This window comes from Sphingomonas abietis (assembly GCF_027625475.1).
In the GTDB taxonomy this organism is placed as follows: Bacteria; Pseudomonadota; Alphaproteobacteria; order Sphingomonadales; family Sphingomonadaceae; genus Solisphingomonas; species Solisphingomonas abietis.
In genome coordinates, this window is record NZ_CP115174.1 from 769,935 (window position 1) to 795,036 (window position 25,102).

A 25,102-nucleotide genomic window follows, 5' to 3' on the forward strand; every position below is an offset into this window, starting at 1 on the left:
TCACCGCCGCGCACAATTTGTCTGTTGCCTTGATAAAGGATACCGTATACGAAATAGGGAACCGCTTGGAGGAAAGATTTTTATGACCGCTTCGCCGACCCTTTGGAAAGGCGTCTACCCGGCTGCGACCACCCAGTTCGCCGAAGACCTGTCGATCGATCTGGATTACACGCAGCGCGTCCAGACCGCGCTCGTCGATGATGGCGTGGACGGGCTGATCCTGCTCGGCACCTGCGGCGAGAACAACTCGCTTGAGCATGACGAGAAGCGCACTGTCCTGAAGGGCGGCGTCGAAGCCGTCGGTGGCCGCGTGCCGCTCGTCGCCGGCGTGTCCGAATTCACCACCGCGCGCGCGATCGAATATGTGAAGGATGCCGAGAAGATCGGTGTCGACGCGCTGATGCTGCTGCCGGCGATGGTCTATGTGCCGACCACCGAGGAACTGGTCGCCCATTTCCGCGCCGTCGCCGAGGCAACCTCGCTGCCGATCATGCTCTACAACAATCCGCCGGCCTATCGCGTCAACGTCTCGTTCGAGGCGCTCGAGGGTCTGCGCGACGTCAAGAACATCGTCGCGGTCAAGGAAAGCGCGCCCGACGCGCGCCGCTTCACCGACGTGCTCAACCGCTTCGGTGATCGCTACACCGTGATGGCCGGTCTCGACGACGTGGCGCTCGAGGGCATGGCGCTCGGTGCGTCCGGCTGGGTCTCCGGCCTGACCAGCGCCTTCCCGGAAGAGTCGGTGCGCCTGATCGCCGCCTTCTACGAGGGCAAGTGGGAAGAGGCGCGTGCCATCTACCGCTGGTTCATGCCGCTCCTCCACCTCGATGCCGAGCATGATCTCGTCCAGTCGATCAAGCTCGCCGAGCAGATCATGGGCCGTGGTTCGGAGCGCGTCCGTATGCCGCGCATGCCGCTGACCGGTCAGCGGCGCGCCGACGTGATCAAGTGGGTCGAGGAGGCTGCGGCCACCCGGCCGAGCCAGCAGGCCAAGGCCGCCTAACGGGGCCGCGTAACGGAGCGACAGCAGCGATGCGCCACACCTTCTTCTGCATCGACGGCCATACGGCGGGCAATCCTGTCCGCCTGGTGACCGGTGGCGCACCGCTGCTCCGCGGCACCAACATGATCGAGCGGCGCCAGGATTTCCTGGCCCGCTTCGACTGGATCCGCACCGGCCTGTGCTTCGAGCCGCGCGGCCACGACATGATGTCGGGCGGCTTCCTCTATCCGCCGACCCGCGAGGATGCCGATTGCGGCATCCTGTTCATCGAGACCTCCGGCTGTCTGCCGATGTGCGGGCACGGCACGATCGGCATGGTGACGTTCGGGCTGGAAAACGGCCTGATCACGCCGCGCGAGCCGGGCAAGCTGCGCATCGAGGTGCCGGCCGGCCTCATCGACATCGAATATGGCGCCGAGGGCAATCGCGTCCGCTGGGTCCGCATCCGCAACGTGCCGGCCTATGTCGCCGCCACCGGCGTGCAGATCGACGTGCCGGGCTTCGGCCCGCTCAGCATCGATGTCTCCTATGGCGGCAATTATTACGCGATCGTCGAGCCGCAGGGTGCATATACCGGGCTGGACGATCTCGGCGCGTCGCGCATCGTGGAACTCAGCCGCACCGTCCGCACGCTGATGCAGGCGGCCTATGAGCCGATCCATCCGCTGGACGATCGCATCCGCGGCGTCACCCATGTGCTGTGGGCCGACAAGCCGCGCGGCGAGGGTGCCGATGGCCGCAATGCCGTGTTCTACGGCGAGCGCGCGATCGATCGCAGCCCGTGCGGCACCGGTACGTCGGCGCGGCTGGCGCATCTCGTCCACAAGGGCGTGCTGAAGGTCGGCGATCGTTTCGTCCACGAAAGCTATATCGGCAGCCGTTTCATCGGCCGGGTCGAGGAAGCGGTAGACGTGGGCGGCGTGCCGGGTATCATCCCCTCTATCGAGGGATCGGCGATCGCGACCGGTTTCAACACGATCTGGATCGATCGCGAAGACCCCTTCTGGGCGGGCTTCTCGGTCGTCTGACGACATAATAAAAGGGTGGCTGAATGGGTATTCTGGGTCCGATCAAACCGATATCGCGCAGTACCGACCCCGATGCCGCCCATCGCCTGAAACCGACGCTTTCCTGGCCCCATCTGATCGCGCTCGGCGTCGGCGCGATCGTCGGCACCGGCATCTACACGCTGATCGGCGTCGGTGCCGAGCGCGCCGGCCCGGCGGTGATCCTCGCCTTCCTCGTCGCCGGTGCGGTCTGCGCCTGCGCCGCGCTCGCTTACGCCGAACTGGCGACGATGATTCCGGCCGCCGGCAGCGCCTATACCTATACCTATTCGGTGGTCGGCGAGACCGTCGCCTGGGTGGTCGGCTGGAGCCTGATCCTCGAATATTCGCTGGCCTGCTCGACCGTCGCGGTCGGCTGGTCGGGCTATCTGGTCGGCTGGCTGCAATCGGCCGGGCTGCACCTGCCCGCGATCATCCTCAACGGCCCGCACGCCGGCGGCCTCGTCAACCTGCCCGCCGTGATCGTCTCGCTCGCCATCGCCGCGATGCTGATGCTCGGCACCCGCGAGAGCGCGACGCTCAACATCGTGCTGGTGGCGATCAAGCTGATCGCGCTGACCGCGTTCGTCGTGCTGTCGCTGCCGGCGTTCGACGCCAGCCATCTCCACCCGTTCATGCCCTATGGCTTCGCCAGCCATGCCGACGGCAGCAGCACCAAGGGCGTGATGGCGGCCGCCGCGATCGTCTTTTTCGCCTTCTACGGCTTCGACGCGGTCGCGACCTCGGCCGAGGAGGCGCGCAATCCGGGGCGCGACCTGACCATCGGTATCATCGGATCGATGGCGCTATGCACCACCATCTACATCCTCGTCGCCGTCGCCGCGATCGGTGCGCTGCCGTTCACGACGCTCGGCAACTCGGCCGAACCGCTGGCGCTGGTGCTGCGCGTGCTCGGCCATCCTTTTGCCTCTTGGGCGATCGCGGGTGCGGCGCTGGTCGCGCTGCCCTCGGTAATCCTGGTGATGATGTACGGCCAGAGCCGCATCTTCTTCGTGATGGCGCGCGACGGCCTGCTGCCGCCATTGCTGTCCAAGGTGTCGAAGCGGACCGGCACGCCGGTGATCGTCACCGGCATCACCGGCCTGTTCGTGGCAGGCGTCGCCGGCTTCTTCCGCCTCGATGAGATCGCCGAGCTCGCCAATGCGGGCACGCTGATCGCGTTCATCGCGGTCGGCGCCTGCATGATGATCCTGCGCCGCCGGTCGCCCGATGTGCCGCGCATCTTCCGCTGCCCGCAGCCTTATTTGGTCGGCACGCTGGCCGTGCTCGGCTGCCTCTATCTGCTCTTCTCGCTGCCTTCGGCGACGCTGGAGCGCTTCGTGATCTGGAACCTGATCGGTCTGGTCGCTTATTTCGCCTATGGCCGCTCGCGCAGCCTGCTGACGCGCGAAGCGAAGGCAGCCTAAATCCCCGACGTCGCCATGCCGGTGAAAGCCGGCATGGCGACGCGCGCGATCAGTTCGTCCGCTGGAGCAGATCGGCCAGATCGGCCTTCCAGTTCACCGCCCAGGTGTGCGTGCCATGGCCGTGGGTGTCGTCGGTCTCGGGGATCAGGCGGAAGCGCGTGTTCGGCATCCGCTTCAGCGCCTCCTGCGGATAGGCGAAGTTGCGCGGGTTGATGAAGTCGTCGGCCGAGTTGAGCCACGTCATCGGCGCCTTGATCGTCTCCAGCTTCGGCCAGGGATCGTAGGTGCGTGAAGCATCGACCTGGTAGATGAGGTCGTTGGCATCCAGCCCCGCCATGCCCTTGCTGATGCGATCGCGGACGAAGGCGGTCGCCTTGTCGCGGGTCGGATAGAGCTTCTGCCAGTTGAGCGGCGCCGAGCCTGCGATCAGCAGGATCGATTCCGCCAGCCGCAGGCCCTCTTGCGGTTCGGCCTTGTAGTCGCCGCCCGTCCAGGCCGGATCGGCTTCGATGCCGTCGATGATCATCTGCCGCCACATCCGGTTCAATCCGGCCAGCTCGATCGGCTCGCAGGCCAGCGGCATCAGCGCGCGGGCATAGTCCGGATAGGCCTCGCCCCACACGAAGGCGTGCATGCAGCCCATCGAGGTGCCCATGATCAGCCGCGCGTGCGCGATGCCGAGGCCCTCGACTAGCAGGTGATGCTGCAACTCCACCATGTCGGTATAGTCGTAGCGCGGGAACTTCATGTGCAGGCCGTCGGACGGCTTGGACGATCGCCCATGACCGATATTGTCGGGCAGGATGATCCAATATCGGCGGATGTCGAGCGGCTGGCCCGGCCCGTAGAGCTCGTCGGCGAACTGCGGCACGAGGAACTGGTGGCCGCTGCCGCCGGTGCCGTGGAGCACCATCACCGCATTGTCGATCTCGCCCTTCGCATTGCGGTGGGGCTGGCCGAGCGTGGTGTAGTGCAGCCGGACTTCGGCCATCGTCTCGCCGGATCGGAAGTGGAAATCGCGAACGACGTAATCCGCCTCCTTCGCCGGCCACTTGATGGCGGCCGCGGCGGTCGGCTTCGGCGCCAGCACGGCAGGCGCAGCTACGGAGGCCTGGAGGGAGAGGGCGAGCGCGAGGATCATGGCTGGGCTCCCGGAGTGGCGGATCGGCGCGCGATCCATTGGCTGACCTGATCGTGCAGGACTGACAGAGGCATGGGCCCGTCGTCCAGCACCGCATCGTGGAAGGCGCGGATATCGAAGCGCGGCCCGAGCACCTGTTCGGCACGCTGACGCTCGGTGAGGAACTGCAACTCGCCGATCTTGTAGGCGAGCGCCTGCGCCGGCCAGGCGATGTAGCGCTGGGTCTCGCCCTTTACCACGCGATCGGGCAGTGCGGTATTGTCCTCAAGGCAGCGCATCGCCTGCTCGGCGCTCCAGCCTTTCATGTGGATGCCGACGTCCATGATCAGGCGGCAGGCGCGCCACATGTCGAAGGAGAGCCGGCCGAACTGTTCGTAGGGCGTGCGATAGACGCCCATGTCCTGGCCGAGCTGCTCCGCATACAGCGCCCAGCCCTCGACGAAGGCGGTCGGCTCGTCGCGGCGACGGAAGGCGGGCAGGTCGGTGCGTTCCTGCCCCAGCGCGATCTGGATATGATGACCCGGCACGCCCTCGTGGAGGATCCAGGCCGGCAGACCGAACAGCGGATCGCCGAACGAGGCACGGCCGACCACCACCGAACCCGCCACGCCCTTCGCCGGATCGCCGAGATTATAGCCGCCGGACGAGCCTTCCAGTTCGGGCGGCTTGATCCGGATCGTCCAGGGCAGTCGGGGCAGCGTGCCGAACCACAGGGGCAGCAGCCCGTCGATCCGCTTGCCGATCTCGCTGGCCTTCTCGATATAGGTTTCGAGATCGGGTGCGTAGAACTGCTTGTCGGTGCGCAGCTTCACCAGGAATTCGGGCAGCGTGCCGGTGAAGCCGGTGGCGCGCATCTGCGCCTCCATCTCGTCGTGGATCCGCGCGATCTCCTTTTCGCCGAGCGCGAAGATCTGGTCCGGGGTGAGATCGGTGGTGGTCGAGCGGCGGACGGTGAAGGCGTAATAGGCCTTGCCGTCGGGCAGGCTCGATGCGCCCAGCGTGGTGCGGGCGTGGGGCACGTAGTCGTCGGCGAAGAAGGCGACCATCTGCCGCTGCGCCGGCTTCACCGCCTGCTCGACCGCGGCGAGCGCGTCAGTGCGGAGGGCCGCCTGCCGATCGGTCGGGATGGTCGAGGGCAGGGTCTTGAACGGGGCGAGCAGCGGGCTGGCGGACGCCGGTTGATCGGATGCGATCCTGAGGATCGCGAGCACCGAGGCGGCGGTCGGCCTCGGCTGGATGAAGCCGGTGGCGAGGCCGCGCCGCATGTTGGCCGTTTCCTGCGCATAATAAGCGGGGAAGGCGCGGATGCGCGCGATCCACGCCGTCGCGTCCGCCTCGCTACGGATCACCGTGTTGGCCGCGGCATAGTTGGCGGTGTTGAAGAAGCCGTCGCCATTGTCGAACGGGATACGGTCCTCGTCCCAGCGCGCGCCCTCGATGTCGATGCCGAGCCGCCAGTCGAGCAGGCGCCGGGTCAGCGCCGCCTCGCTGCCGGCGGGCGAGGGCGGCAGCGCATCGAGCTTCGCCTTCAAGGCGATCGACGTCGCGGTGCGCCGATCCGCCGCCGCCTTGCTCATGTCCGGCCATTGCGGCCCGGCGTCGGCGTCGGTTTGCTGGCCGAGCGCATCATAGGCGGCCACGACATCGTCGATGGGCGTGGCGCAGGCGGGCGCCGCGGCGAGCAGTGCGGCGACGAGGGCGATGCGGATCACGGCGCCTTCGGGGCCTGTGCGGGAATGATGTTCCAGTTCGGGGTCGACTCGCCCAGCAGATTGCGGACGAAGAAGCCGAACTGGCGGCGTGCGACATAGTCGATCGGCCCGGTCGAGCGGCCGACGGTATGTTCGCCGCCGGGGATGGTCAGCATCTCGAAATCCTTGTTGGCGTTGATCAGCGCGTTGACCACCTGGCCCGTCGACGAAGGATCGACATTGCTGTCCTGCTCGCCGTCGATCAGCAGCAGTTTGCCGGTCAGCCGCCAGGCATTGTCGACACCGGAAGCTGCGGCATAGCTCTGGTCGACCGGCCAGCCGAGCCACTGTTCGTTCCAGCTGATCTTGTCCATGCGGTTGTCGTAGCAGCCGGCATAGGCGACCCCGACCTTGTAGAAGTCGCCATGGAAGAGCAGCGCGTTGAGCGTGCTCTGGCCGCCGGCGGACGCGCCATAGATGCCGACCCGGCCGATGTCGTAGGACGGATCGCGGGCCGCCATCGCCTTGTGCCAGAGAATGCGATCGGGGAAGCCCGAGTCCGCGAGGTTCTTCCACGCGACATCCTGGAAGGCCTTGGAGCGGTTGGCGGTGCCCATGCCGTCGATCTGGACGACGATGAAGCCGAGATCGGCCTGCTCCTGCATCCCGATCACCTTGTCGCCGCCCGAATGATAGCCGAACGGCCAGAAATCCTTCGGCACGAAGCTGTCGTGCGGGCCGGCGTAGATATTCTCGATGACCGGATATTTCTTGGCGGGATCATAGTCGCGCGGGCGCACCACCACGCCCCAGATATCGGTCTTGCCGTCGCGGCCCTTGGCGGTGAAGACCTCGGGCGGCTTGAAGCCGGCGGCGGTGAGGCGGCTGATGTCGCCCTTGGTGATGGTCGCGACCAGCGATCCGTCGGCGCGGTGGAGTTCGCTGACATTGGGCAGATCGACGCGCGAATAATTGTCCACGAACATCGTCATGTCGGGCGAGAAGGCGGCATTATGGTCGGCCTTGACCGGTGTGAGGGCGGTCAGGTGCCGCCCGTCGAAATCGATCCGGTAATAATGCTTGAAATAGGGGTCTTCGCCCGCGTTCACGCCTGAGGCGGCGAACCAGATCTGGCGCCTGGCATCGTCCACCTTCACCACGTCGCGCACCACCCAGTCGCCGGTGGTGATGCGGTTCTTCACCCGGCCAGTCTTGCCGTCGATCAGGTAGAGATGGTTCCAGCCGTCGCGCTCGGACGCCCAGACGATCTCGTTGCCGAGCCCGTTCACGTCATGGACGAAGCGGCGGTCGGCGTAGAAGAAGGTCTTGGCGTCTTCGGTGACGGCGGCGTGGGCCGTGCCGGTGGCCGCATCGACGGCGATCACGCGGGCCTGCTGGAAACCCCGCCTGTCATAGTCGAACTCGACGCTCTGCCCGTCCTTCCGCCAGCGTGGCTCGGAAAGCTGATAGGGGTTCGGGAACAGCGCGGCGTCGATCACCGTCTCGCGGCGCTGGGCGACGTCGAACAGCACCGGCTGCTCCTGATCGACCGCGTCGCCGGGCTTGGGATAGAGCTGGCTGCGCAGGATCGGCTGCTTCTGGTCGGCGGGCGAGGATTCGACCCGCAGCACATGGCGCTGATAGCCGGGGCGGACCCGGTAGAGCATGAGGTGGCGGCTGTCCGGCGACCATTCGATCGTCTCGGGATCATAGAAATCGCCGGCCGATCCGTCGGTGGAGAGTCGCACCGGCTCGGTGGTGCCGGCCTTGCGGATGACGAGATTGTCATCCTCGACCAGCGCCTCCCACTGGCCGTCCGGCGACAGGCGGGGATGATTGTCGGCCGGGACCGAAAGATCGCGGACGACGCCGAAGCCCCGTGGGCGCTGATGGCTGGCTTCCGGTGCGCAGCGGCTGCCGTCGAGTTGGCATTGCCAGCTCTGCTCGTCCATCTCGAAGCGGATCGCCTTGCCGTCGCCCGCATAATCGAACGCATCGAAGGGCAGGCGCAGTGCATCGACCGGATGACCGAGCGCGGCCGTGAGACCCTGTGCGACCTTCGCCTGATCGAAGGCGGGTGCCCTTGCGAGCGTGCGTGCATCCACCGTCTCGAACGCAAAACCGCCCTCCACCGTCTTGCGGTAGAAGAAATGGCTGCCGTCCTCACTCCAATGCGCCGGCCATGCGACATCGCGGGTCAGATATTCCCAGCTCTGGCGCAGACCGATCGAGCGGGTGAAGGCCGCCTCGTCGGGGGCGGCGGCATGAAGGAGGGTGGGCGCGCACGAAAGCGCGAGCGCGAGCAGGGATGCCCGCGCGCCGGTCTTGATCATCGAAAGTCCTCGGATGGAAAATGTCGGGGGCGGCAGGCCGCGATCAGTCGGGCGGCGGCTCCGGGCGCGACAGGGGCATCACCGGCCGAGCTGTCGCCGAAGATCGGCGAGCGTCCGGCCGATGTGGGTGGCGGCCAGCGTCTTCAACTGATCGGTGTCGCGCGCGGCCCATGCGTCGAGCAGTTCCGCATGTTCGAGATGGGCACGATCCTCCCGGCCGGCGGGCTCGAGATGCTTGTGGACATAGCGTTCCGCGAGCACCTGGAGCCGCTCGACCAACTGGGTGGTCAGCAGGCGGGGACCAGGGCGGACCAACGCCATGTGGAAATCACGGTTGCGGGCGGCGACCTCTTCCAGATGCCCATTGGCCGCATCGTTCAGCGCGGCCAGCGCATCGCGGGCAGCCTGCCGATCCTCGTCGGTGGCGGCGAGGGCCGCGGCGACGACGGCATCGGGCTCGATCGACAAGCGCAGCGCGTAGATTTCCTCGGCTTCGCCCGCCGACATCGCGCGCACGAAGAAGCCGCGATTGGCCTGGCTGATCAGCAGGCCCTCCTGCTCCAGCCGGGCCAGCGCCTCGCGCAGCGGAATCTTGCTCACCCCGAGCTCGTTGGCCAGCGCATCCTGCCGGATCGCCTGGTCGACGGGCAATTTGCCGGAGACGATCTGTTCGCGAACGATACTGAAGATCTGTTCGGAAAGGGTGCGAACGACGATGCTCATCGGAAATGTGTCTCCAGCGTTAAGGCCGGACTGTGCCGCGATGCAGCAGGACATCGCAATGAAGAAACTTCCGGTTCCGACGATATCGGGCAGAAAGATGCGTGATCGGTGATCATGGACGCGTGCGATCCTCTTGTCCCCTTATAACGTATACGATAAAGGCGCCTGATCATCAAGGCAGAACATGAACGAAAAGACGATCATCATCGGCGGCGGCGTGGTGGGGCTCGCCAGTGGCGTGGCTCTGGCGCGGCGCGGCTATCCCGTCACATTGATCGAGGCGACACCCGGCCGGCAGGCGGCGTCCTGGGGCAATGCGGGGCATATCGCGATCGAGCAGATCGAGCCGCTGGCCTCCTATGCCGCGATCCGCTCGGCACCGGGGCGGCTATTTTCGCGGGGCGGTGCGCTGGCTTTGCCGCCCGCCCAGTGGCGCGCGTGGCTGCCCTTCGCGGCCCGCATGATGGCGGCGGCGCGGCCCCGTCGCTTCGAGGCGGGCAAGGCGGCGCTGTCCGCGCTGGTCGGCGAAGCGATGCCGGCGTGGCGGAGGCTGGCGGCCCACCTGCCCGATAGCGATCTGCTCCGCGAGCAGGGGCATTTCGTGCTGTGGGGCAGCGATGCCGCCGCCAGCAAGGGGCGCTCGTCATGGTCCGCCGCCGACACCGGCACCGCGCGTTTCCGCGATATCGGTGAGGATGAAAGGCGCACGCTGGCGGCGTTGCTGAAGACGGCGCCGGCTGGCGCGATCCGTTTCGAGAATAGCGGCCAGATCGCCGATCTCGGCCGGCTGGCCAACGCGCTGGAACGCGCCTTCCTGCAGGCCGGCGGGCGGATCGTCCACGGACATGTGCGGTTGAAGCCGGTGAGCGGGTGTGCGGGCGTGTCGATCGACGGTGGCGCGACATTCCTGCCCGATCAGGTCGTGCTGGCCGCCGGCATCCGCTCCGGCGCGCTGATCGCGCCGGTCGGCCATCGTGCGCCGATCGTCGCCGAGCGCGGTTATCATATTCGCGCCCGTCATCATGACTGGCCGGCGAACCTGCCGCCCGTGGTGTTCGAGGATCGATCGATGATCGTCACCCGCTATGGCGATTGCGTGCAGGCGGCGAGCATCGTCGAACTCGGCGATCCTGATGCGCCCGCCGATCCCGCGAAATGGCAGCGGCTGGAGCGGCATGTCGCCGAACTCGGCCTGCCGATGCGCGGCCCGTTCGAACGCTGGATGGGATCGCGCCCGACATTGCCCGATTACCTGCCGGCGATCGGCCGCAGCGCGCGCTGCGACAATCTGGTCTACGCATTCGGGCACCAGCATCTCGGCCTGACGCTGGCGCCCGTCACCGGCGAGATCGTCGGTGCGCTGGTCGCAGGCGAGGCACCCCTATTGGATATCGGCGCGTTCGACATCGATCGCTTTGCCTGACGAGGAAGACGGACATGACCATCGGAGGTTCCACCACCGCGGCTGAACTGGCCGCGATCAGCCGCTGGACGGCGTGCGCGCCCGCGATCACCCGTGAGGAGCGGCTGCAGCGGATCGAGCGGGCGCGCGCCTTCACCAGCGCGATGGGCGCGGACGCATTGCTGATCAACGCCGGCGCATCGCTGCGCTATTTCGCCGGTGTGCCGTGGGGTGCGACCGAGCGGCTGGTGGCGATGCTGCTGCCGGTGCGGGGCGAACCGATCATGGTCTGCCCGAATTTCGAGCTGGGCTCGCTGCAGGCGGACCTGCTGATCGACGTCGACATCCGGCTGTGGGAAGAGGACGAAGACCCGCACGCGCTGGTCGCCGATGCGCTGGCGGGGATCGGCGGGCGGACGGTGGCGATCGATCCGGCCTTGCCCTTCCAGATGGCCGAGCGCCTGCGCCGTGCCGCGCCCGGCATCGTGCTGGTGGATGGCGCGCCGGCGATCGACGGCTGCCGGATGCGGAAATCCCCGGCCGAGATCGCGCTGATGCAGCAAGCCAAGGACATGACGCTGGAGGTGCATCGCCGCGCCGCGCGGATCATGGCGCCGGGCATCACCACCACCGAGGTGAAGCGCTTCATCGACGAGGCGCACCGGGCGATGGGAGCAAGCGGCTACAGCTTCTGCATCGTCCAATATGGTCGCGCCACCGCCTTCCCGCACGGCCTTCCCGGCGAACAGCGGCTGGAGGAAGGCGATCTCGTGCTGATCGACACCGGCTGCACGATCGAGGGCTATCATTCGGACATCACGCGAACTTACGCCTTTGGCAATCCGTCCGACGACCAGCGGGCGATCTGGAATCTGGAAAAGGAGGCGCAGGCGGCTGCCTTCGTCGCCGCGATGCCGGGTGCCCCGTGCGAGACGGTCGACGCGGCGGCGCGTTCGGTGCTGGAGAAGGGTGGGCTCGGCCCCGATTATCGCCTGCCGGGCCTGCCGCATCGCACCGGCCACGGCATCGGCCTGTCGATCCACGAACCCGCCTATCTGGTGCGGGGCGACCGGACATTGCTGGATACGGGCATGTGCTTTTCCAACGAGCCGATGATCGTCGTGCCCGATCGCTTCGGCGTGCGGCTGGAGGATCATTTCTACATGACCGACGCCGGCCCCCGCTGGTTCACCGAGCCGCAGCCGGCGATCGACCGGCCCTTCGTCTGAACTGATCGACGGCGCCCTGCCTGGCCGGGGCGCCGCCAAATCCGCGCGCGGACGGAACGATCGGCGCGGTGCGGCCTTATCACGCCGAATTATTCGGGATGAGGGCATCATGCATATGAGCATCAGCAGCGACAATCTTCTTCTGGCGTTTGTGCTCTGGATCGTGGTCGGCGCGATCATCGGCTGGCTGGCCGGCCTGCTCGTGCAGGGCGGCGGCTTCGGCTTCATCGCCGACGCGCTGATCGGCATCTTCGGCTCGGTGGTGGCCGGCTGGCTGTTCCCGCATCTGGGTATCACGCTGGGTGGCGGACTGATCGGGTCCGTCCTGGCATCGATTGCGGGCGCGGTGATCGTGATCGTGGTGATCAGGCTGCTGCGACGAATCTAGATGGGCTTTCGGGCGGACGGGATCGTCTGCCCGGCCGTTATCGGCGGTGTGCGGACATCATTGGCCTGCCTGCCGATATTGCGCGACGCGTCGAAGGGGCGCCCGGCGCAATGGCGGTACGCTGGCACCCAAAACAAAGCGACCGCGCCCGCCGCACCGCCGGGTTCCAGCGGATCGCGGTCAGCGCGGTCGAAGATATTCTGGAAATGATGGGGCCGCCGCCGAAGCGGCGGCCCCGAAAGTCTATCAGAAGTTGATGCTGGCGCCGACGAACATCTCGCGGCCCATCACGTCGTAGACGCCGGCAAAGGTGTTGCCGTTGCCGAACGAGGTCAGGATGTTGGTGGCGATCGCCGGCGGATCCTTGTCGGCGATGTTGTTGACGCCGGCCCGCAGCTCGAGCTGCTTGTTGATGGCGATCGTCCCGGCCAGATCGAAGTAGTTGTAGGTCGGGATGTGGCTGTTGATCACGCTGCTTTCGCCCGTGTCGGACAGCTTGACCTTGTTGAGGTAGCGCCAGGACACCGACAGCGACGCATCGCCGGGGATCATCCAGGTCAGGCGCGCGGCGTGGTGCCAGGTCGGGTTGGGCTCGCCGCACGAATAACCGAACGTGCCCTTGCATTCGAAGGAGGCGAAGCCGGGCTGCGGCTGTTCCTTCTGATGCAGAAGCCAGGTGCCCACCAGATTGGCGTTGATCTTGCCGAACTTGCCGATGCCGAAGGTGTAATCGACATTGAAGTCGACACCCGAGGTCATCAGATAGCCGGTGTTGAGCGTGGTCGCCTCGACATAGCCATCGTTCACCGTGCTGCCGAACAGCGCGCCGGTGGTCGGGTTGCGGTGGAACAGGTTACAATAATAGGTGTTCCCGGTCATGCACTGGCTGATGATCAGGGACGGATCGAGCGAGCCGATATAGTCCTTGACCTTGATGTGGTAGTAATCCGCCGAGAAGGAGAAGTTGCGGATCTGGCGCGGCGTGAGCACGAGGCCGAACGTGTAGGTGTTCGCCTTTTCCGGCTTCAGCTTGGCATTGCCGCCGTACAGTTCGCTGCAGGTGTCGGCCGGGCACTGAATGATATGGCCATATTGCGCGGAGGAAACGCCGGACAGCGCGCAGACTTGCGCGGAGTATTGCGGATTGGAACCGGCGCAAGGATCGTCAGTGGTGACATTGCCGACGCCGCCCGGGCCGAACAGCTCGCTGATGTTGGGCGCGCGGATCGCCCGGTTGAAGCTGGCGCGCAGGCGGGCATCGGCGACCGGCGCCCAGTTCACTTCGGCCTTGAACGTCTTGGCGTTGTAGTTCGAGCTCGTGTCGGTGGAGCTTTGCTCATTGTGATAATGGGAATAGCGCGCACCGCCGTTGAGCGTGAGGGCATGGGCGAAGGGCAGATCCTGAAGGACCGGAATTTCGATCTCGCCATAGCCTTCCGTGACGGTGACTCGTCCATCGGTCGGAACTGAGCCGCCCTCCTGCGCGATCGCATCGGCAGTATATTGCAGTGATTCATGGCGACGCTCCGCACCCAGCGCGATGCTGACGCCGCGATTCGCCCACGGGCTCTTGATGCCGAAGGTTCCCAGGTCGCCGTTGATGTTGGCCGAAATGACCGTCATCGTGTCGCGCTCGGCGGTATTGCTGTCGGCGAACAGATATTGCGCCTGATCGGAGGTGATGCCGTTGGCCTTGAAGATGTCGATCGGCACGCAGCTCGGGTCGGTACCATCGACGACCGACTGGCAGGTCGCGGTGCCGTTGACATTGACGGCATCGATCGCACGCTGGGCTTTGACCGTATCGACGTTGTTCTGATAGGTCTCGTTATACTTCACCAGCGAGTGGAGATAGTTGACGTCGTAGCTGAAGCCGTGGCCGATATCGCCGCGGACACCCGCCGTGTAGCGGAAGTCGTTGTGACGAAGATCGTCGCGACGCGAAAAATCATTGTTGAGGCGGTAGCCGATCAGCGTGTCGATCTTGGCGCTGGTTCCCGCCGCCGAGCCGCACAGCGCCGTCGCCTGCTGGCTGCTCATCAGCGGATTGTCGCAGTTCAGGGTGAAGTTGCTGCCGAGGAACAGGGCGGATGGCGCCACCTGCGAGAAGGTGTGATCGCGCATGTACATGAAGCTGCCATAGACTTCGGCGGCCGGGCTGATCTTGAACTTGCCGAACGAGCCGGCGGTGTAGCGCTGATCCGAGCGCTGGATATAATTGCTGGGCGAGTAATTATAGGCGTAGCTGGTGTCGTAGGGCACCCAGGTCTTGGACCCGTCCTTGGCGTTGGTCAGATAGCCCATGCCAGCGCTCGGGCCGCTCTCCGGCGCGAAGGTGCCATATTGCGAGCTGCTCGATCCGCCGCAGTAGAGACCGGCGCCGTTGACGGTATCGGTGTCGAGCTGGTTGAGCGCGCAGTTGGAGACATCGCGGGTCGATTCCAGCACCGGATCGGTGTGGCGATAGCCGCCATAGACGGTGATGTTGCCGCGGCCTTCGGCGAAATTCTTGCCATAGGCCGCATTGATGTCCTGTTTGGCGCCATCCAGCACATTGCTGGGGGCGTTGTTGAAGCCCTCGGCGGTGTTGAGCCCGCGCACATAGTTATCGCCATTGCTGTGCTGCGAGATGCCGGTCTGCATATCCATGCGGAAACCATCGAGATGGTCCTTCAGCACGAAATTGACCACGCCGGCGACGGCGTCCGAGCCGTAGACGGCGGAGGCGCCGCCGCTGACCACGTCGATCCGGTCGATCAGCGCGGACGGCACGAAGTTGATGTCGACATTCTGCGACGACATCATGCGCTGGCCGTTGATCAAGGTCAGCACGCGGCTGGCGCCGAGGTTGCGCAGATTGATCTTGGCGGTGCCGTCCGAGCCGTTCGACATGTTCTCGTTGGCGTCGGCGGTGAACTGCGGCATCCGGTTCAGGATGTCCTCCGCGTTGACCGCGCCTTCATATTTGATCTCTTTGCTGCTGATCGTGGTCAGCGGGCTGTTGCTTTCCAGATCCGGGCGCTTGATGCGCGTGCCGGTCACGACGATCGCGTCGGCGTCCGAACTGGCGCTCGGCTGGCTCGACGACGTGGGTGCAGGCGTCACCTGCGTATAGGCACTGCTCGCCAGCAGGCCCGTCATCAATGCACCGATCGCGGCAGTGCGATGCGTTTTACGAAGTGTCCTTGCCATTTATTTCCCCAGCGCCTTTTGTGGCTTGTGGAAACGAATGCAACATGATCGTCACGCGATGTCAAATATTTTATACGATATTCCTTATGACAAAATTGTAACAGCTCGCGAGCGGCGGATATCAGCCAATTTCAATCCTGACCTTCCGGACCCGGTGATCGGCTGCGGCGATGGGAATGTCCCCGAAGGCGGTGGCGATGGCCGTCTTCCCATCCACGAAGGCCCGGCGAATCTGTCGATCGGCGGGCAGGCGGACACGTAACAATGTTTCGCGGGGGGCCTTGGCGGGAAGCGAGATTTCGCCTTCGATGATGCCCGGCCCGCTCCGGCGAAGCGAGAATCCAACCTTTCCCCAGCGGGTCGGCGCGTCCCGGATCGCGATCGGTTGACCCGACATGATCCATCGCGTCGGCACCGCGCGGGCGAGATGGAGGCGATCGGCGTCCTGGTCCTCGTAGACGAGCATCCAGCGGACCAGTTTCGGAATGGTCAGCTGTGCCGGGATGCAGAACAGCGCCAGACCGCCATCGATGCCGGAGACCTCGCCCCCCATCCAGCTGCCGCGCGTATGGGCGTGGAAGCGGTGAGAATAGAGGAACAGCAGATACTCCTCGATCCGGTCGAGCCGCAGCAGCGCCTCGGCATAGCCATAGGAGATGAAGCCCAATATGTCGCGGCTTGCGGGATCGGGCCGGCCGATATTGGCGACCACGCCCAGCGTCGTGCCGCCATGGCCACGCAGGCAATCCACCACCAGCGCTTCCAGATCGGGTGGCAGCACGCCGGGCTGGAGCAGCTCGGCATAGGCGCGGTGCGGCCAGCCCTGTTCCGATTCATTCTCGGCGGTGAGCGCCTCGCGGAAGGTGTTGGTGACGCCCGGCAGCGGGCCGACATAGGGCGGCGTCAGGTCATGGCGGATATTGGCGCGCAGCCGCTGCTCGAGATGCTGCTGGAGGCGCGTCGCGCGCGCCGACCAGTCCGCCGCATCCTGGGTGCTGCCGCCGATCGCCGGCCAGATCGCGGCGATCTCGCGCCAGCCCCGAACGGCGAAGGCCGAGTTGGCCCAATAGGGCTTCCACCAGATCGTCGGATCGGGATGGAGGCAGGAATCGGATTCGTTCCAGCCGTGGATCAGCCCGAAGCCGCGATCGGCCGCGGGCAGGGCGAGGCTCTGGTCGTGCAGGTCGGTGAGCAGCGTCACGGTCGCGCGGATCTTGTCGCGATGCTTCACCAGCGTCGCGAGGTCGCCGGTCAGCCGCAGATAGCGGGCGAGTAGCGCCAGGGTGAGTCCATATTGCGCGGTCTCCGGTCCGCGCATGTCGACCAGGCCGTCGGGCAGGACGAAGGCGGTGAAATACTGGTCGAGCACCGCGCGTGCCTGCGCGAACCGGCCCCATAGCAGATTGGCGTAGAGCGAGCTCGTGAACGTGTCCTGGAAGCCGTCATATTCCGAGCCATAATAGTCGCGATCGACCGCGCCATATTTGGGCCAGACCCCGTTGGGGCGGATCACCAGCTCCTTGGCGAAGGCGTGATCGACCATGTCGGTCCATTCGGGATCGGGCAGGGTGGCCTTGGCACCCTCGGCCAGCTCGGCCTGCCAGCTGCGCGCGAAGCGGAACATCGCGGTGTAGAAGGCTTCCGGTGTCGGATGCTGGCGGCGGGGCGGATAGGGGGCGTAGCTGTGGCCGTAATCGGCCTCGACGATGCGGCCCTGCTCGATGCGGAGCGTGCGATGCCAGGTCTCGACGATGAAGCGGTTGTCGGCATCGACATCGGCGAAGACGAGCAGATCCCAATGCCCGCCCGCCTCATGTCCGCCCGTCTTGCGCGGGATGACCTTGTGGACGGCTGGCAGCCAGCCGCCGAGCAGCCCTTCGCGGCGCTGGAGCGCGCTGTCGTCGCCGGACAGTTCGGGAAAGCGATGCTCGGGGCGGTAGGTGCGGGTCCGGCCATTGCGGAACACCGGCATGGTGTCCTCGGCCTGTTTGGTGCCGACCAGTGCCGTCCAGGGCAGGCGCGTGCCGATCTCGTCGGGCTTGAAGTTCGAGGCGCTCGGCGGGGCCGCGTCGCGCACCCGATCCGGATCGGGATCACCGCCGCCGGCGAGCAGCGCGTCGGCGAGCAGATCGGCATCGGCGAGCGCGATATCCCGCATCGCGAGGCCGAGATGGGGCGGATCGGCGGTGGCGAACATCGCCTCGGTGCGCTTGGCGAGCACGAGCGTGCCGGCGGCCGAGACGAAGCTGATCGCGCCGTCGGGATCGCGCAGATCCTCCCATACCGTCCAGCGTTCGCCGTCGATCTCGATGTCGAGCAGGCGGCTATGGCCGGCGACGGCGCTGGCGGGAAGCCGGGGCAGCGCCGGTGCGGCGCGCAGCGCTGTTGCCGTGCTGGCGGCGGCCGCGCCCGCCACCGAGGATTGCAGGAAATCGCGGCGGTTCATGCTGCTTCTCCGGCAGGGTTGAGCGGCGCCGAAAGCACGCCGCGCAGCGCCATTGCGATCAGCACGCCGGCGGCGGCGATGGCGCCATGCAGCGCCCAGAACCGCACCGGCCCGAGCGGCCCGTAGAAACGCGCGAGCCAGCCGCCGGTGAGGTTGGCGACGAACAGCCCGGCATAAGCGACGCCCATCAGCGTCGCCGTCAGCCGCACCGGTGCTGCGCGTGAGACGGCGGCGAGCAGCACCGGCATCACGAACAGATAGGCGGAGGAGGAGAGCAGGAAATAGCCGAAGCCCCACAGGACGCCGAGCGAATGGGCACCGGGCGAGATCTGGGCGAAGATCGCCAGCAGCGCATCGGCCGCCGCCATCATCGCGCAGCCGATCGCGAACTTGACCGGCACGCGCGGTTCGCGCCCCGCCGCCGCCTGTCGCTTCCACAGCAGGATGATGATCGGCGTCGATAGCACCGTGATCAGGCCGTCGCTGGCCAGATACCAGGCGATCGGCATCTCGAAGCCGCCGATGTGGCGGTTGGCGGCAGCGTCGATCCACAGCGGGAAGACGTTGTAGCCCTGAGAGAAGGGCACATTGTAGCAGGCCGACAGCGCCACCAGCCCGAGCAGGGCGGCGATGCGCTTGCCGTCGCCGACGGCGCCCTGCTCGCGCACCACCGAGCGTCCGCGTGGGCGATCGGCGGGGAGATAACGCCAGCCCGACGCATAGATGACGATGCCGATCAGCATCCCGAAGCCGGCGCTGGCAAAGCCGAGATGCCAGCCATGGCTCTCGCCGATCGTGCCGCAAATCAGTGGCCCTGCGAAGGCGCCGATGTTAATGCCGAAGTTGAACAGCAGAAAGGCGCGGTCCCGCCGCGCATCGCCGGCATCGTAGAGCCGGCCGACCTGGGTGGCGATATTGCCCTTGAGGCACCCCGATCCGAGGATCAGCGCGGCGAGCGCGATCAGGAAGCTCGCATCGAAGGCGAGCAGGAAATGCCCCGCCGCCATCAGCGCCGCGCCGAGCAGCACGGTGCGCCGGCCGCCAAGCAGTCGATCGCCGACCAGTCCGCCCAGCAAGGGCGTCAGATAGACGAGACCGGCATAGAGGCCGAAAATCTGTGAGGCGAGCGCCTGATCGGACAGCGGCCCGGTCACCGCCTCCACGGCATCACGGAAGCCGGCGAAGCCCCACACTTTCCGCTCGGGTGCGGACGGCAGCAGGGTCGTCGCCATGTACAGCACGAGCAGCGCCTGCATGCCGTAGAAGGAGAAGCGCTCCCAGGCCTCGGTCAGCGAAAGGATCGGCAGGCCGCGCGGATGGCGGGCAGGCGCGGTGTCGGTCATGTACGGGCCCATCTGATCGCGGCGAAGTCGCGCGGCTGTTGGGCCGCTACGATATGTTCAAAATAGAATATAATATCCTATCTGCGGAATCCGGCTTGTCCACCCTGCTATTATTGCGCGGCGGGCCGCTTAGTGGAAATCGCGTGACTTGGGGATCACCCGGGCGTCGCGAGGATGGCCGCCGCGCGGCATCTGCGGATGGACGAAGGCGTCGGCGCGCGAGACGTCGATCGGCACCGCGCCCTCATTGCTCAGCCGGTCGAGCAGGTCGCTGCGGTCGATGATGCGATCCGCCATCAGGTGGATGACGCCCTCCTCGCTCTTCTGGACGACGCCGTGCGCCTCCATCAATCGGCTCGCCATCAGCGGGCGGCGATAGCGCTCGAACAGTCTTGCCCACAGCAGGATGTTCATGATCCCGGTCTCGTCCTCCAGCGTCGCGAAGATGGCGTTGCCCTTGCCAGGCCGCTGGCGGACCAGCACCACGCCCGCCACTTTCGCGCGCGTGCCGTTGCGGGCTTCCACCATTTCCGCGCTGGTCAGGATGCGTTCGCGGCGCATCGTCATACGCAGAAAATGCATCGGATGCTGCTTCAGCGACAGCCGCGTGGTCTGGTAGTCGGCGCTGACTTCCTCGGCGAGCGGCATGGCGGGCAGCATCGCATCGGGCTCTGCGGCAAGCTCGCGGGCATGGGCGGCGGCGAACAGCGGCAGCTCCGTGCCGCCCGGCATCCGCCGCACCTCCCATGCTGCCGCGCGCCGGCCGAGGTCGATCGAGCGGCAGGCATCGGCATCCGCCAGCAGACGCAGTGCGCGCGAGGGGAGCCTTGCGCGCCGGGCCAGTTCCTCGATGCTGGCGAAGCGGCCCCCGGCTTCGCGCTCGCTGGCGATGGCATGGCCCCATTCCTCGCGAAAACCGTCGATCTGGCGGAAACCGATACGCAGCGCGAGGGTGTCGTCCTGGCGCTGGCCGTCGGGTACATCGCCCCAGCGACCATGGCGGGGCAGGGCGACGGCCTCCGCTTCGAGGCTGTTGTCCCAGTGGCTGTGATTGACGTCGGCGGCCCGCACCTCGACGCCATGCTCGCGCGCATCGCGGACCAGCTGGGCGGGCGCGTAGAAGCCCATCGGTTGCGAATTGAGGATCGCGCAGGCGAACACCGCCGGCTGGAAGCATTTGATCCACGACGAGACATAGACGAGCCGCGCGAAGGACAGCGCGTGGCTTTCCGGAAAGCCGTAGCTGCCGAAGCCCTTGATCTGGTTGTAGCAGCGCTGGGCGAACGCCCGCTCATAACCGCGGGCCGCCATGCCCTCCACCATGTCGCGCTCGAAATCGCCGATCGTGCCGACATTGCGGAAGGTCGCCATCGCCTTTCTGAGATCATTGGCCTTGTCGGGCGAGAAGCCGGCGGCGACGATTGCCAGCCGCATCGCCTGTTCCTGAAAGAGCGGCACGCCATGGGTCTTGCCGAGCACGCCGACCAGTTCGTCGCGCGGATGGGGCGGTGCGGGTTCCGGAAATTCGACCGCTTCCTTGCCCGCGCGCCGGCGCAGATAGGGGTGGACCATGTCGCCTTCGATCGGGCCGGGGCGCACGATCGCGACCTGCACGACGAGATCGTAGAATTGCTTGGGCTTCAACCGCGGCAGCATGTTGATCTGGGCGCGGCTCTCGACCTGGAACACGCCGATGCTGTCGCCCTTCTGGAGCATGGCATAGACGGCCGGATTCTCGTCCTGGATGGTGTCGAGATCATAGTCGCCGAGGCCGTGGGCCCGCATCAGGGTGAACGCCTTGCGGATGCAGGTGAGCATCCCGAGCGCCAGGATATCGACCTTCATCAGCTTGAGCGCGTCGATATCGTCCTTGTCCCATTCGATGAAGGTGCGCTCGTCCATCGCGGCATTGTGGATCGGCACCATTTCGTCGAGCCGCCCCTCGGTGAGCACGAAGCCGCCGACATGCTGGGAGAGATGGCGCGGGGCGTGGAGCAGCTGGTTGACGATCCACTGCAGCCGCTCGAGATCGCCGCTGGCAAGATCATAGCCGGCATCGGCGAAGCGGCGCGTCTCCATGCGATCGGCAAAGCTGCCCCAGACGGTGCTGGTGAGGCGGGCGGTCACATCCTCCGACAGCCCAAGCACCTTGCCGACCTCGCGCACGGCGCTGCGCGGACGGTAATGGATCACGGTGGCGGCGATCGCGGCGCGATGCTGTCCATAGCGCTCGTAGATGTGCTGGATCACCTCCTCGCGCCGCTCATGCTCGAAATCGACGTCAATGTCGGGCGGCTCCTTGCGTTCGGACGAGACGAAGCGGGAGAAGAGCAGGTTATGCTTGACCGGATCGACCGAGGTGATGCCAAGCATGTAGCAGACCGCCGAGTTGGCGGCCGATCCACGCCCCTGGCAAAGGATCGGCGGTTCGAGCGAACGGGCGAACTTCACCGCTTCGTAGACGGTGAGGAAATAATAGGCATATTGCTGCTGGCGGATGATGCCGAACTCCTCGTCGAGGAGAGTTCTCATCGCCTGCGGTATGCCTTCCGGATATTTCTCTCCCGCCAGCCGCAGCGTCTCCTGCTCCAGCCAGTCCTGCGGCTCCCATCCCTCGGGCACCGGCTCGTGCGGATATTCGTAGGAGAGCTGGTCGAGCGTGAAGGTGATGCGCCCCACGATGTCGGCCCATGCCGCCACCGCCTGCGGGGCGTCGCGGAACAGGCGCGCCATCTCGCCGCCGGGCTTGAGATGGCGCTCGGCATTGGCGAGCAGGCGCTGGCCGGCCTCGGCGATCGTCGTGCCCTCACGGATGCAGGTGACGACATCGTGGAGCGGGCGCTGGGCGGCACTGGCGTAGAGTGCGTCGCACGTCGCGAGCAATGGGATGCCGGTGGCGCGCGACAGGCGTTGCAGCCGCGCCAGCCGACGCTGGTCGTCGCCCAGGCGCGGCATCGTCGCCGCGATCCACAGCGGTGCCGCGCGGGACAAGCGGCGGAGCAGGAATTCATGGGTCTCGTCGGCGACCGCGATCAGCAGCAGGCCTTGCGCATGGTCGATCAGATCGGCGAGATGGAGTTCGCATTCGCCCTTGGCCGCGCGCCGGTTGCCGAGCGTCAGCAGGCGGGTGAGGCGGCCCCAGCCGGCGCGATCGACGGGGTAGGCGACGATGTCCGGCGTGTCGTCCGCGAACACCAGCCGCGCACCGACGACGAGGCGGAAATCGATATCGGGCAGACCGGCGGCGGCGGCGTCGGTGCGGGCATCCTTGAGCGCCGTGTAAGCCCGCACCACGCCTGCCACGGTGTTGCGGTCGGCGATGCCGATGGCCTTGTGGCCGAGCGTCAGCGCCTCGCCCACCATGTCGCTCGGGTGCGAGGCGCCGCGCAGGAAGCTGTAGTTGGTCGCCGCCAGTAGCTCGGCGAAGTCGGTCGTGTCGGTCATGCGAACAGGCCGTGGAGATACCAGTCCGGGCTGGCCGTCTCGTTTTCATAGAGACCATGGCGGAACAGCCAGAAGCGGCGGCCACGGACATCCTCGACGCGGAAATAGTCCCGGGTCAGCAGCGGCTTCGCCGGCCTTGGTGGCAGCACGGGGTCTGCCCGTTCCGCCGCGTCGCAGTCCATCGCGTCGCGGCCGGGCGCGGGCTGCGCGGTCGACGGGCCGGGATCGGGCAGGCGGTCGACGCGCACCCGCCACCATTCGCCGGCGATCCGCTCTGGCCCCTCGAACCGCGCGACCTCGTGGCTGGTGCGGCGCCAGCGGAAGCGGCGGGGCGGGCCGTCGGGCACCTCGGCGATCACTTCGATCTTCTGGGGCGGATCGAACAGATGGAGCGGGCGCAGCGGCGGTTCGCCCGGCGGCGGCATCTGCCATGCGGCCGGATCGGGCAACGCGACCGCCGGCAGCACCAGCGCCTGCTGCTCGGGAATATGGGTGGCGCGCGGGGCGAAGCGGCGGACACGGTCGCGGCCGAGGCGCGTGCTCAGCCGATCGACCAGCGCCGCCATCGCCTCCTCGGCGATCCGCCCGCCTTCGAGCCGGAGCTGGGTCGCCGCGAGCGGCTCGATCGCCGGCACCGCGAGGCGGATCATGTCGAAGCCGAAGCCGGGATCGATCGGATCGGCGAGCGTGTCGATCCGCTCGCGGAACAGACGCGCGGGCACCTTCGGATCGCGCGTCGGCAGGCCGGTCTCGATCGCGATCTCGCGCACCACGCCGTCGCTGCGATAGAGCCGCCCGACGAAGCGCCGGCCGCCGCCATGACGCTCCTCCAGTGCGATCACCGCCTCGCGGACCAGTTCGTCGAGCACGCCCAGCGCATCGTCGGTGCGCGCGATCGGCTCGGCGAACCGGCGCTCGCAGACGATGGCGGGGAGCGCGCGGCGCGGGCTGATGCGGCTGTCGGCACGGCCCAGCATCCGATCGAGCGCGGCGACCAGCTCGGCCCCGAAGCGCGCGGCGAGCGGCGCTGGCGGACGATCGGCAAGGTCGCCGATGGTCTTGAGGCCGGCGCGGCGCAGCGCGGTCTCCGCCTCCTCCTCGATGCGCAGCGCGACGATCGGCAGGCGGCGGATGGCGCCGGCCTCGGCGGCGGCGGGCAGCGACTGGTAGCGGACGAGCGCCTGCGCCGCCTCCGGACTGTTGGCGAAGGCCAGGCGGAGCGTCATGCCGGCTTCGGTGAGGCGCCGGGTCACGTCGGCCGCCAGGCTGTCCTCGGCATGGATGGACGGGGAGGACGCATAGCCCTGCAGGCAGCCGGTGATGTCGAGCGTCACCCCGTCCTGGGAATCGAGCGCCACCATCGGCGTCCAGCGATCGCAGCCATCGGCGATGCGTTCCAGCCAGAGCCGGTCGCCATAGGGATCATGATCGATGCCCAGCAGCTCGGGAACGCGGGCGCGGGCATCCGCCAGCGTCAGGCCGGGGGCGAGGCCGAGCTTGAGCGCGCGCGCATCGAGCGCGACGATCCGCATCGCGCCGCGCTGCTTCTCGATGAAGGCGACCGGCGCATCGTCAGGCCCGCAGAGGCGACGTCGCCGATCCGCCGGCAGCAGCGGGAACCATAGCGCCAGATAGCGCCGGTTCGTGGAATCGGCCTCGCTCACGATCCCACTCCACCCGCCACTGCCCGCCGTCCGGCCGACCGCGCTGGCGCAGCAGGGTGAGGTCGAAGGCCGGATGCCCCGGCGCGTCCGCCTCCAGCGCCAGCGAGGGGGCGGACGCGATCCGCCAGCGGGTCTGGGCGGCGCTGGGGCCGGGGTCCGCCCCGCCGCGCAGCATCAGCGTGGTGACGCCGGAGTCCTCGGCCGCCACCGCCAGGCGCCGGCTCGCGGTCAGGTCGAGCGCACGGGGATGGCCCCACAATTCGATCACCGCCGCGCCGACCTGCGGACATCGCACCACGTCGGCGGCGGCGCGCAGCAATGTCACCGGATCGGCGACCACGACCAGCACCAGCCGGGCGGGATCGAGCCCGATCTCCATCAATCCCGGCGCATGGAGACGCCCGCCGCGCTGCTCCGCTTCGCCCTGCCGGAGCCACAGCAAGGGGGCGGAGGCGGGCATGGCCAGTCGCGCGAGAAGTGCGGCAAAGCCCGTGGCGGCACCGCCGTCCGCCGGCTCGGCCGCGAACAGATCGTGCAGCCTGCCCCGCGCGAGGCCGCCGCCCAGCGCACGATCGATCGAATCGACTCCCAGCGGGGCTGCTGCCAGCATGGCGGCAGGGCGATGGCCCT

Annotated in this window: 16 protein-coding genes; 6 read left to right on the top strand and 10 right to left on the bottom strand. The window is 67.0% G+C overall.

All coding sequences use genetic code 11. The features are described 5' to 3' along the window. Positions 1–82: 82 nt before the first annotated feature. The 3 genes from PBT88_RS03645 to PBT88_RS03655 are packed head-to-tail and all read left to right on the top strand — an operon-like array spanning position 83 to position 3,476. Positions 83–1,003: a dihydrodipicolinate synthase family protein gene (locus PBT88_RS03645; RefSeq protein ID WP_270077879.1), complete on the top strand. Its 921-nt coding sequence runs from the start codon at positions 83–85 to the stop codon at positions 1,001–1,003. 29 nt (positions 1,004–1,032) lie between these two features. Then, complete coding sequence (locus PBT88_RS03650; protein ID WP_270077880.1) at positions 1,033–2,031, top strand: 4-hydroxyproline epimerase; 999 nt, start codon at positions 1,033–1,035, stop codon at positions 2,029–2,031. 23 nt (positions 2,032–2,054) lie between these two features. Then, positions 2,055–3,476: an amino acid permease gene (locus PBT88_RS03655; protein WP_270077881.1), complete on the top strand. Its 1,422-nt coding sequence runs from the start codon at positions 2,055–2,057 to the stop codon at positions 3,474–3,476. Positions 3,477–3,525: 49 nt separating this feature from the next. Here the strand turns inward: PBT88_RS03655 and PBT88_RS03660 are convergent, their stop codons facing one another. The 4 genes from PBT88_RS03660 to PBT88_RS03675 form a co-directional block, all read right to left on the bottom strand. Continuing rightward, complete coding sequence (locus PBT88_RS03660) at positions 3,526–4,617, bottom strand: alpha/beta fold hydrolase (protein WP_270077882.1); 1,092 nt, start codon at positions 4,615–4,617, stop codon at positions 3,526–3,528. Further along, the gene (locus PBT88_RS03665; protein ID WP_270077883.1) at positions 4,614–6,329 is read right to left on the bottom strand and encodes a DUF885 domain-containing protein; all 1,716 of its coding nucleotides are present in this window, start codon (positions 6,327–6,329) and stop codon (positions 4,614–4,616) included. The genes PBT88_RS03660 and PBT88_RS03665 overlap by 4 nt, the downstream gene beginning before the upstream one ends. Next, complete coding sequence (locus tag PBT88_RS03670) at positions 6,326–8,641, bottom strand: DPP IV N-terminal domain-containing protein (protein WP_270077884.1); 2,316 nt, start codon at positions 8,639–8,641, stop codon at positions 6,326–6,328. The genes PBT88_RS03665 and PBT88_RS03670 overlap by 4 nt, the downstream gene beginning before the upstream one ends. Positions 8,642–8,719: 78 nt before the next feature. Further along, a complete protein-coding gene (locus tag PBT88_RS03675) occupies positions 8,720–9,364 on the bottom strand; it encodes a GntR family transcriptional regulator (protein WP_270077885.1) in 645 nt (214 codons plus the stop codon). A gap of 184 nt (positions 9,365–9,548) precedes the next feature. Here PBT88_RS03675 and PBT88_RS03680 point away from each other — a divergent pair, with 184 nt between their 5' ends. The 3 genes from PBT88_RS03680 to PBT88_RS03690 all read left to right on the top strand — a co-directional run bounded on the left by PBT88_RS03680 (position 9,549) and on the right by PBT88_RS03690 (position 12,383). Beyond that, positions 9,549–10,787 (top strand): NAD(P)/FAD-dependent oxidoreductase, encoded by a 1,239-nt coding sequence (locus tag PBT88_RS03680; protein WP_270077886.1) that lies wholly within the window; start codon positions 9,549–9,551, stop codon positions 10,785–10,787. A gap of 14 nt (positions 10,788–10,801) precedes the next feature. Continuing rightward, on the top strand, positions 10,802–11,995 hold the full coding sequence (locus tag PBT88_RS03685; protein ID WP_270077887.1) for a M24 family metallopeptidase: 1,194 nt from the start codon (positions 10,802–10,804) through the stop codon (positions 11,993–11,995). A 109-nt stretch (positions 11,996–12,104) separates the two neighbouring features. Next, a complete protein-coding gene (locus PBT88_RS03690; protein ID WP_270077888.1) occupies positions 12,105–12,383 on the top strand; it encodes a GlsB/YeaQ/YmgE family stress response membrane protein in 279 nt (92 codons plus the stop codon). Positions 12,384–12,629: 246 nt separating this feature from the next. Here the strand turns inward: PBT88_RS03690 and PBT88_RS03695 are convergent, their stop codons facing one another. From PBT88_RS03695 to PBT88_RS03720, 6 genes are all read right to left on the bottom strand, one after another. Then, positions 12,630–15,524, bottom strand: a complete 2,895-nt coding sequence (locus PBT88_RS03695; RefSeq protein ID WP_270077889.1) for a TonB-dependent receptor domain-containing protein — start codon at positions 15,522–15,524, stop codon at positions 12,630–12,632. A gap of 172 nt (positions 15,525–15,696) precedes the next feature. Beyond that, positions 15,697–18,021: a hypothetical protein gene (locus PBT88_RS03700; protein WP_270077890.1), complete on the bottom strand. Its 2,325-nt coding sequence runs from the start codon at positions 18,019–18,021 to the stop codon at positions 15,697–15,699. Next, positions 18,018–19,364 carry a peptide MFS transporter gene (locus tag PBT88_RS03705; RefSeq protein ID WP_270077891.1) on the bottom strand — a complete coding sequence of 449 codons (1,347 nt, stop codon included), beginning with the start codon at positions 19,362–19,364 and terminating at the stop codon, positions 18,018–18,020. The genes PBT88_RS03700 and PBT88_RS03705 overlap by 4 nt, the downstream gene beginning before the upstream one ends. Before the next feature lie 129 nt (positions 19,365–19,493). Then, complete coding sequence (locus tag PBT88_RS03710) at positions 19,494–22,808, bottom strand: error-prone DNA polymerase (RefSeq protein ID WP_270077892.1); 3,315 nt, start codon at positions 22,806–22,808, stop codon at positions 19,494–19,496. Further along, positions 22,805–24,472 (bottom strand): Y-family DNA polymerase, encoded by a 1,668-nt coding sequence (locus PBT88_RS03715; protein WP_270077893.1) that lies wholly within the window; start codon positions 24,470–24,472, stop codon positions 22,805–22,807. Before PBT88_RS03715 ends, PBT88_RS03710 begins: the two co-directional genes overlap by 4 nt. After that, entirely contained in the window at positions 24,381–25,082 is a 702-nt protein-coding gene (locus tag PBT88_RS03720; protein ID WP_270077894.1) for an ImuA family protein, read from the bottom strand. Before PBT88_RS03720 ends, PBT88_RS03715 begins: the two co-directional genes overlap by 92 nt. Positions 25,083–25,102: the final 20 nt, after the last annotated feature.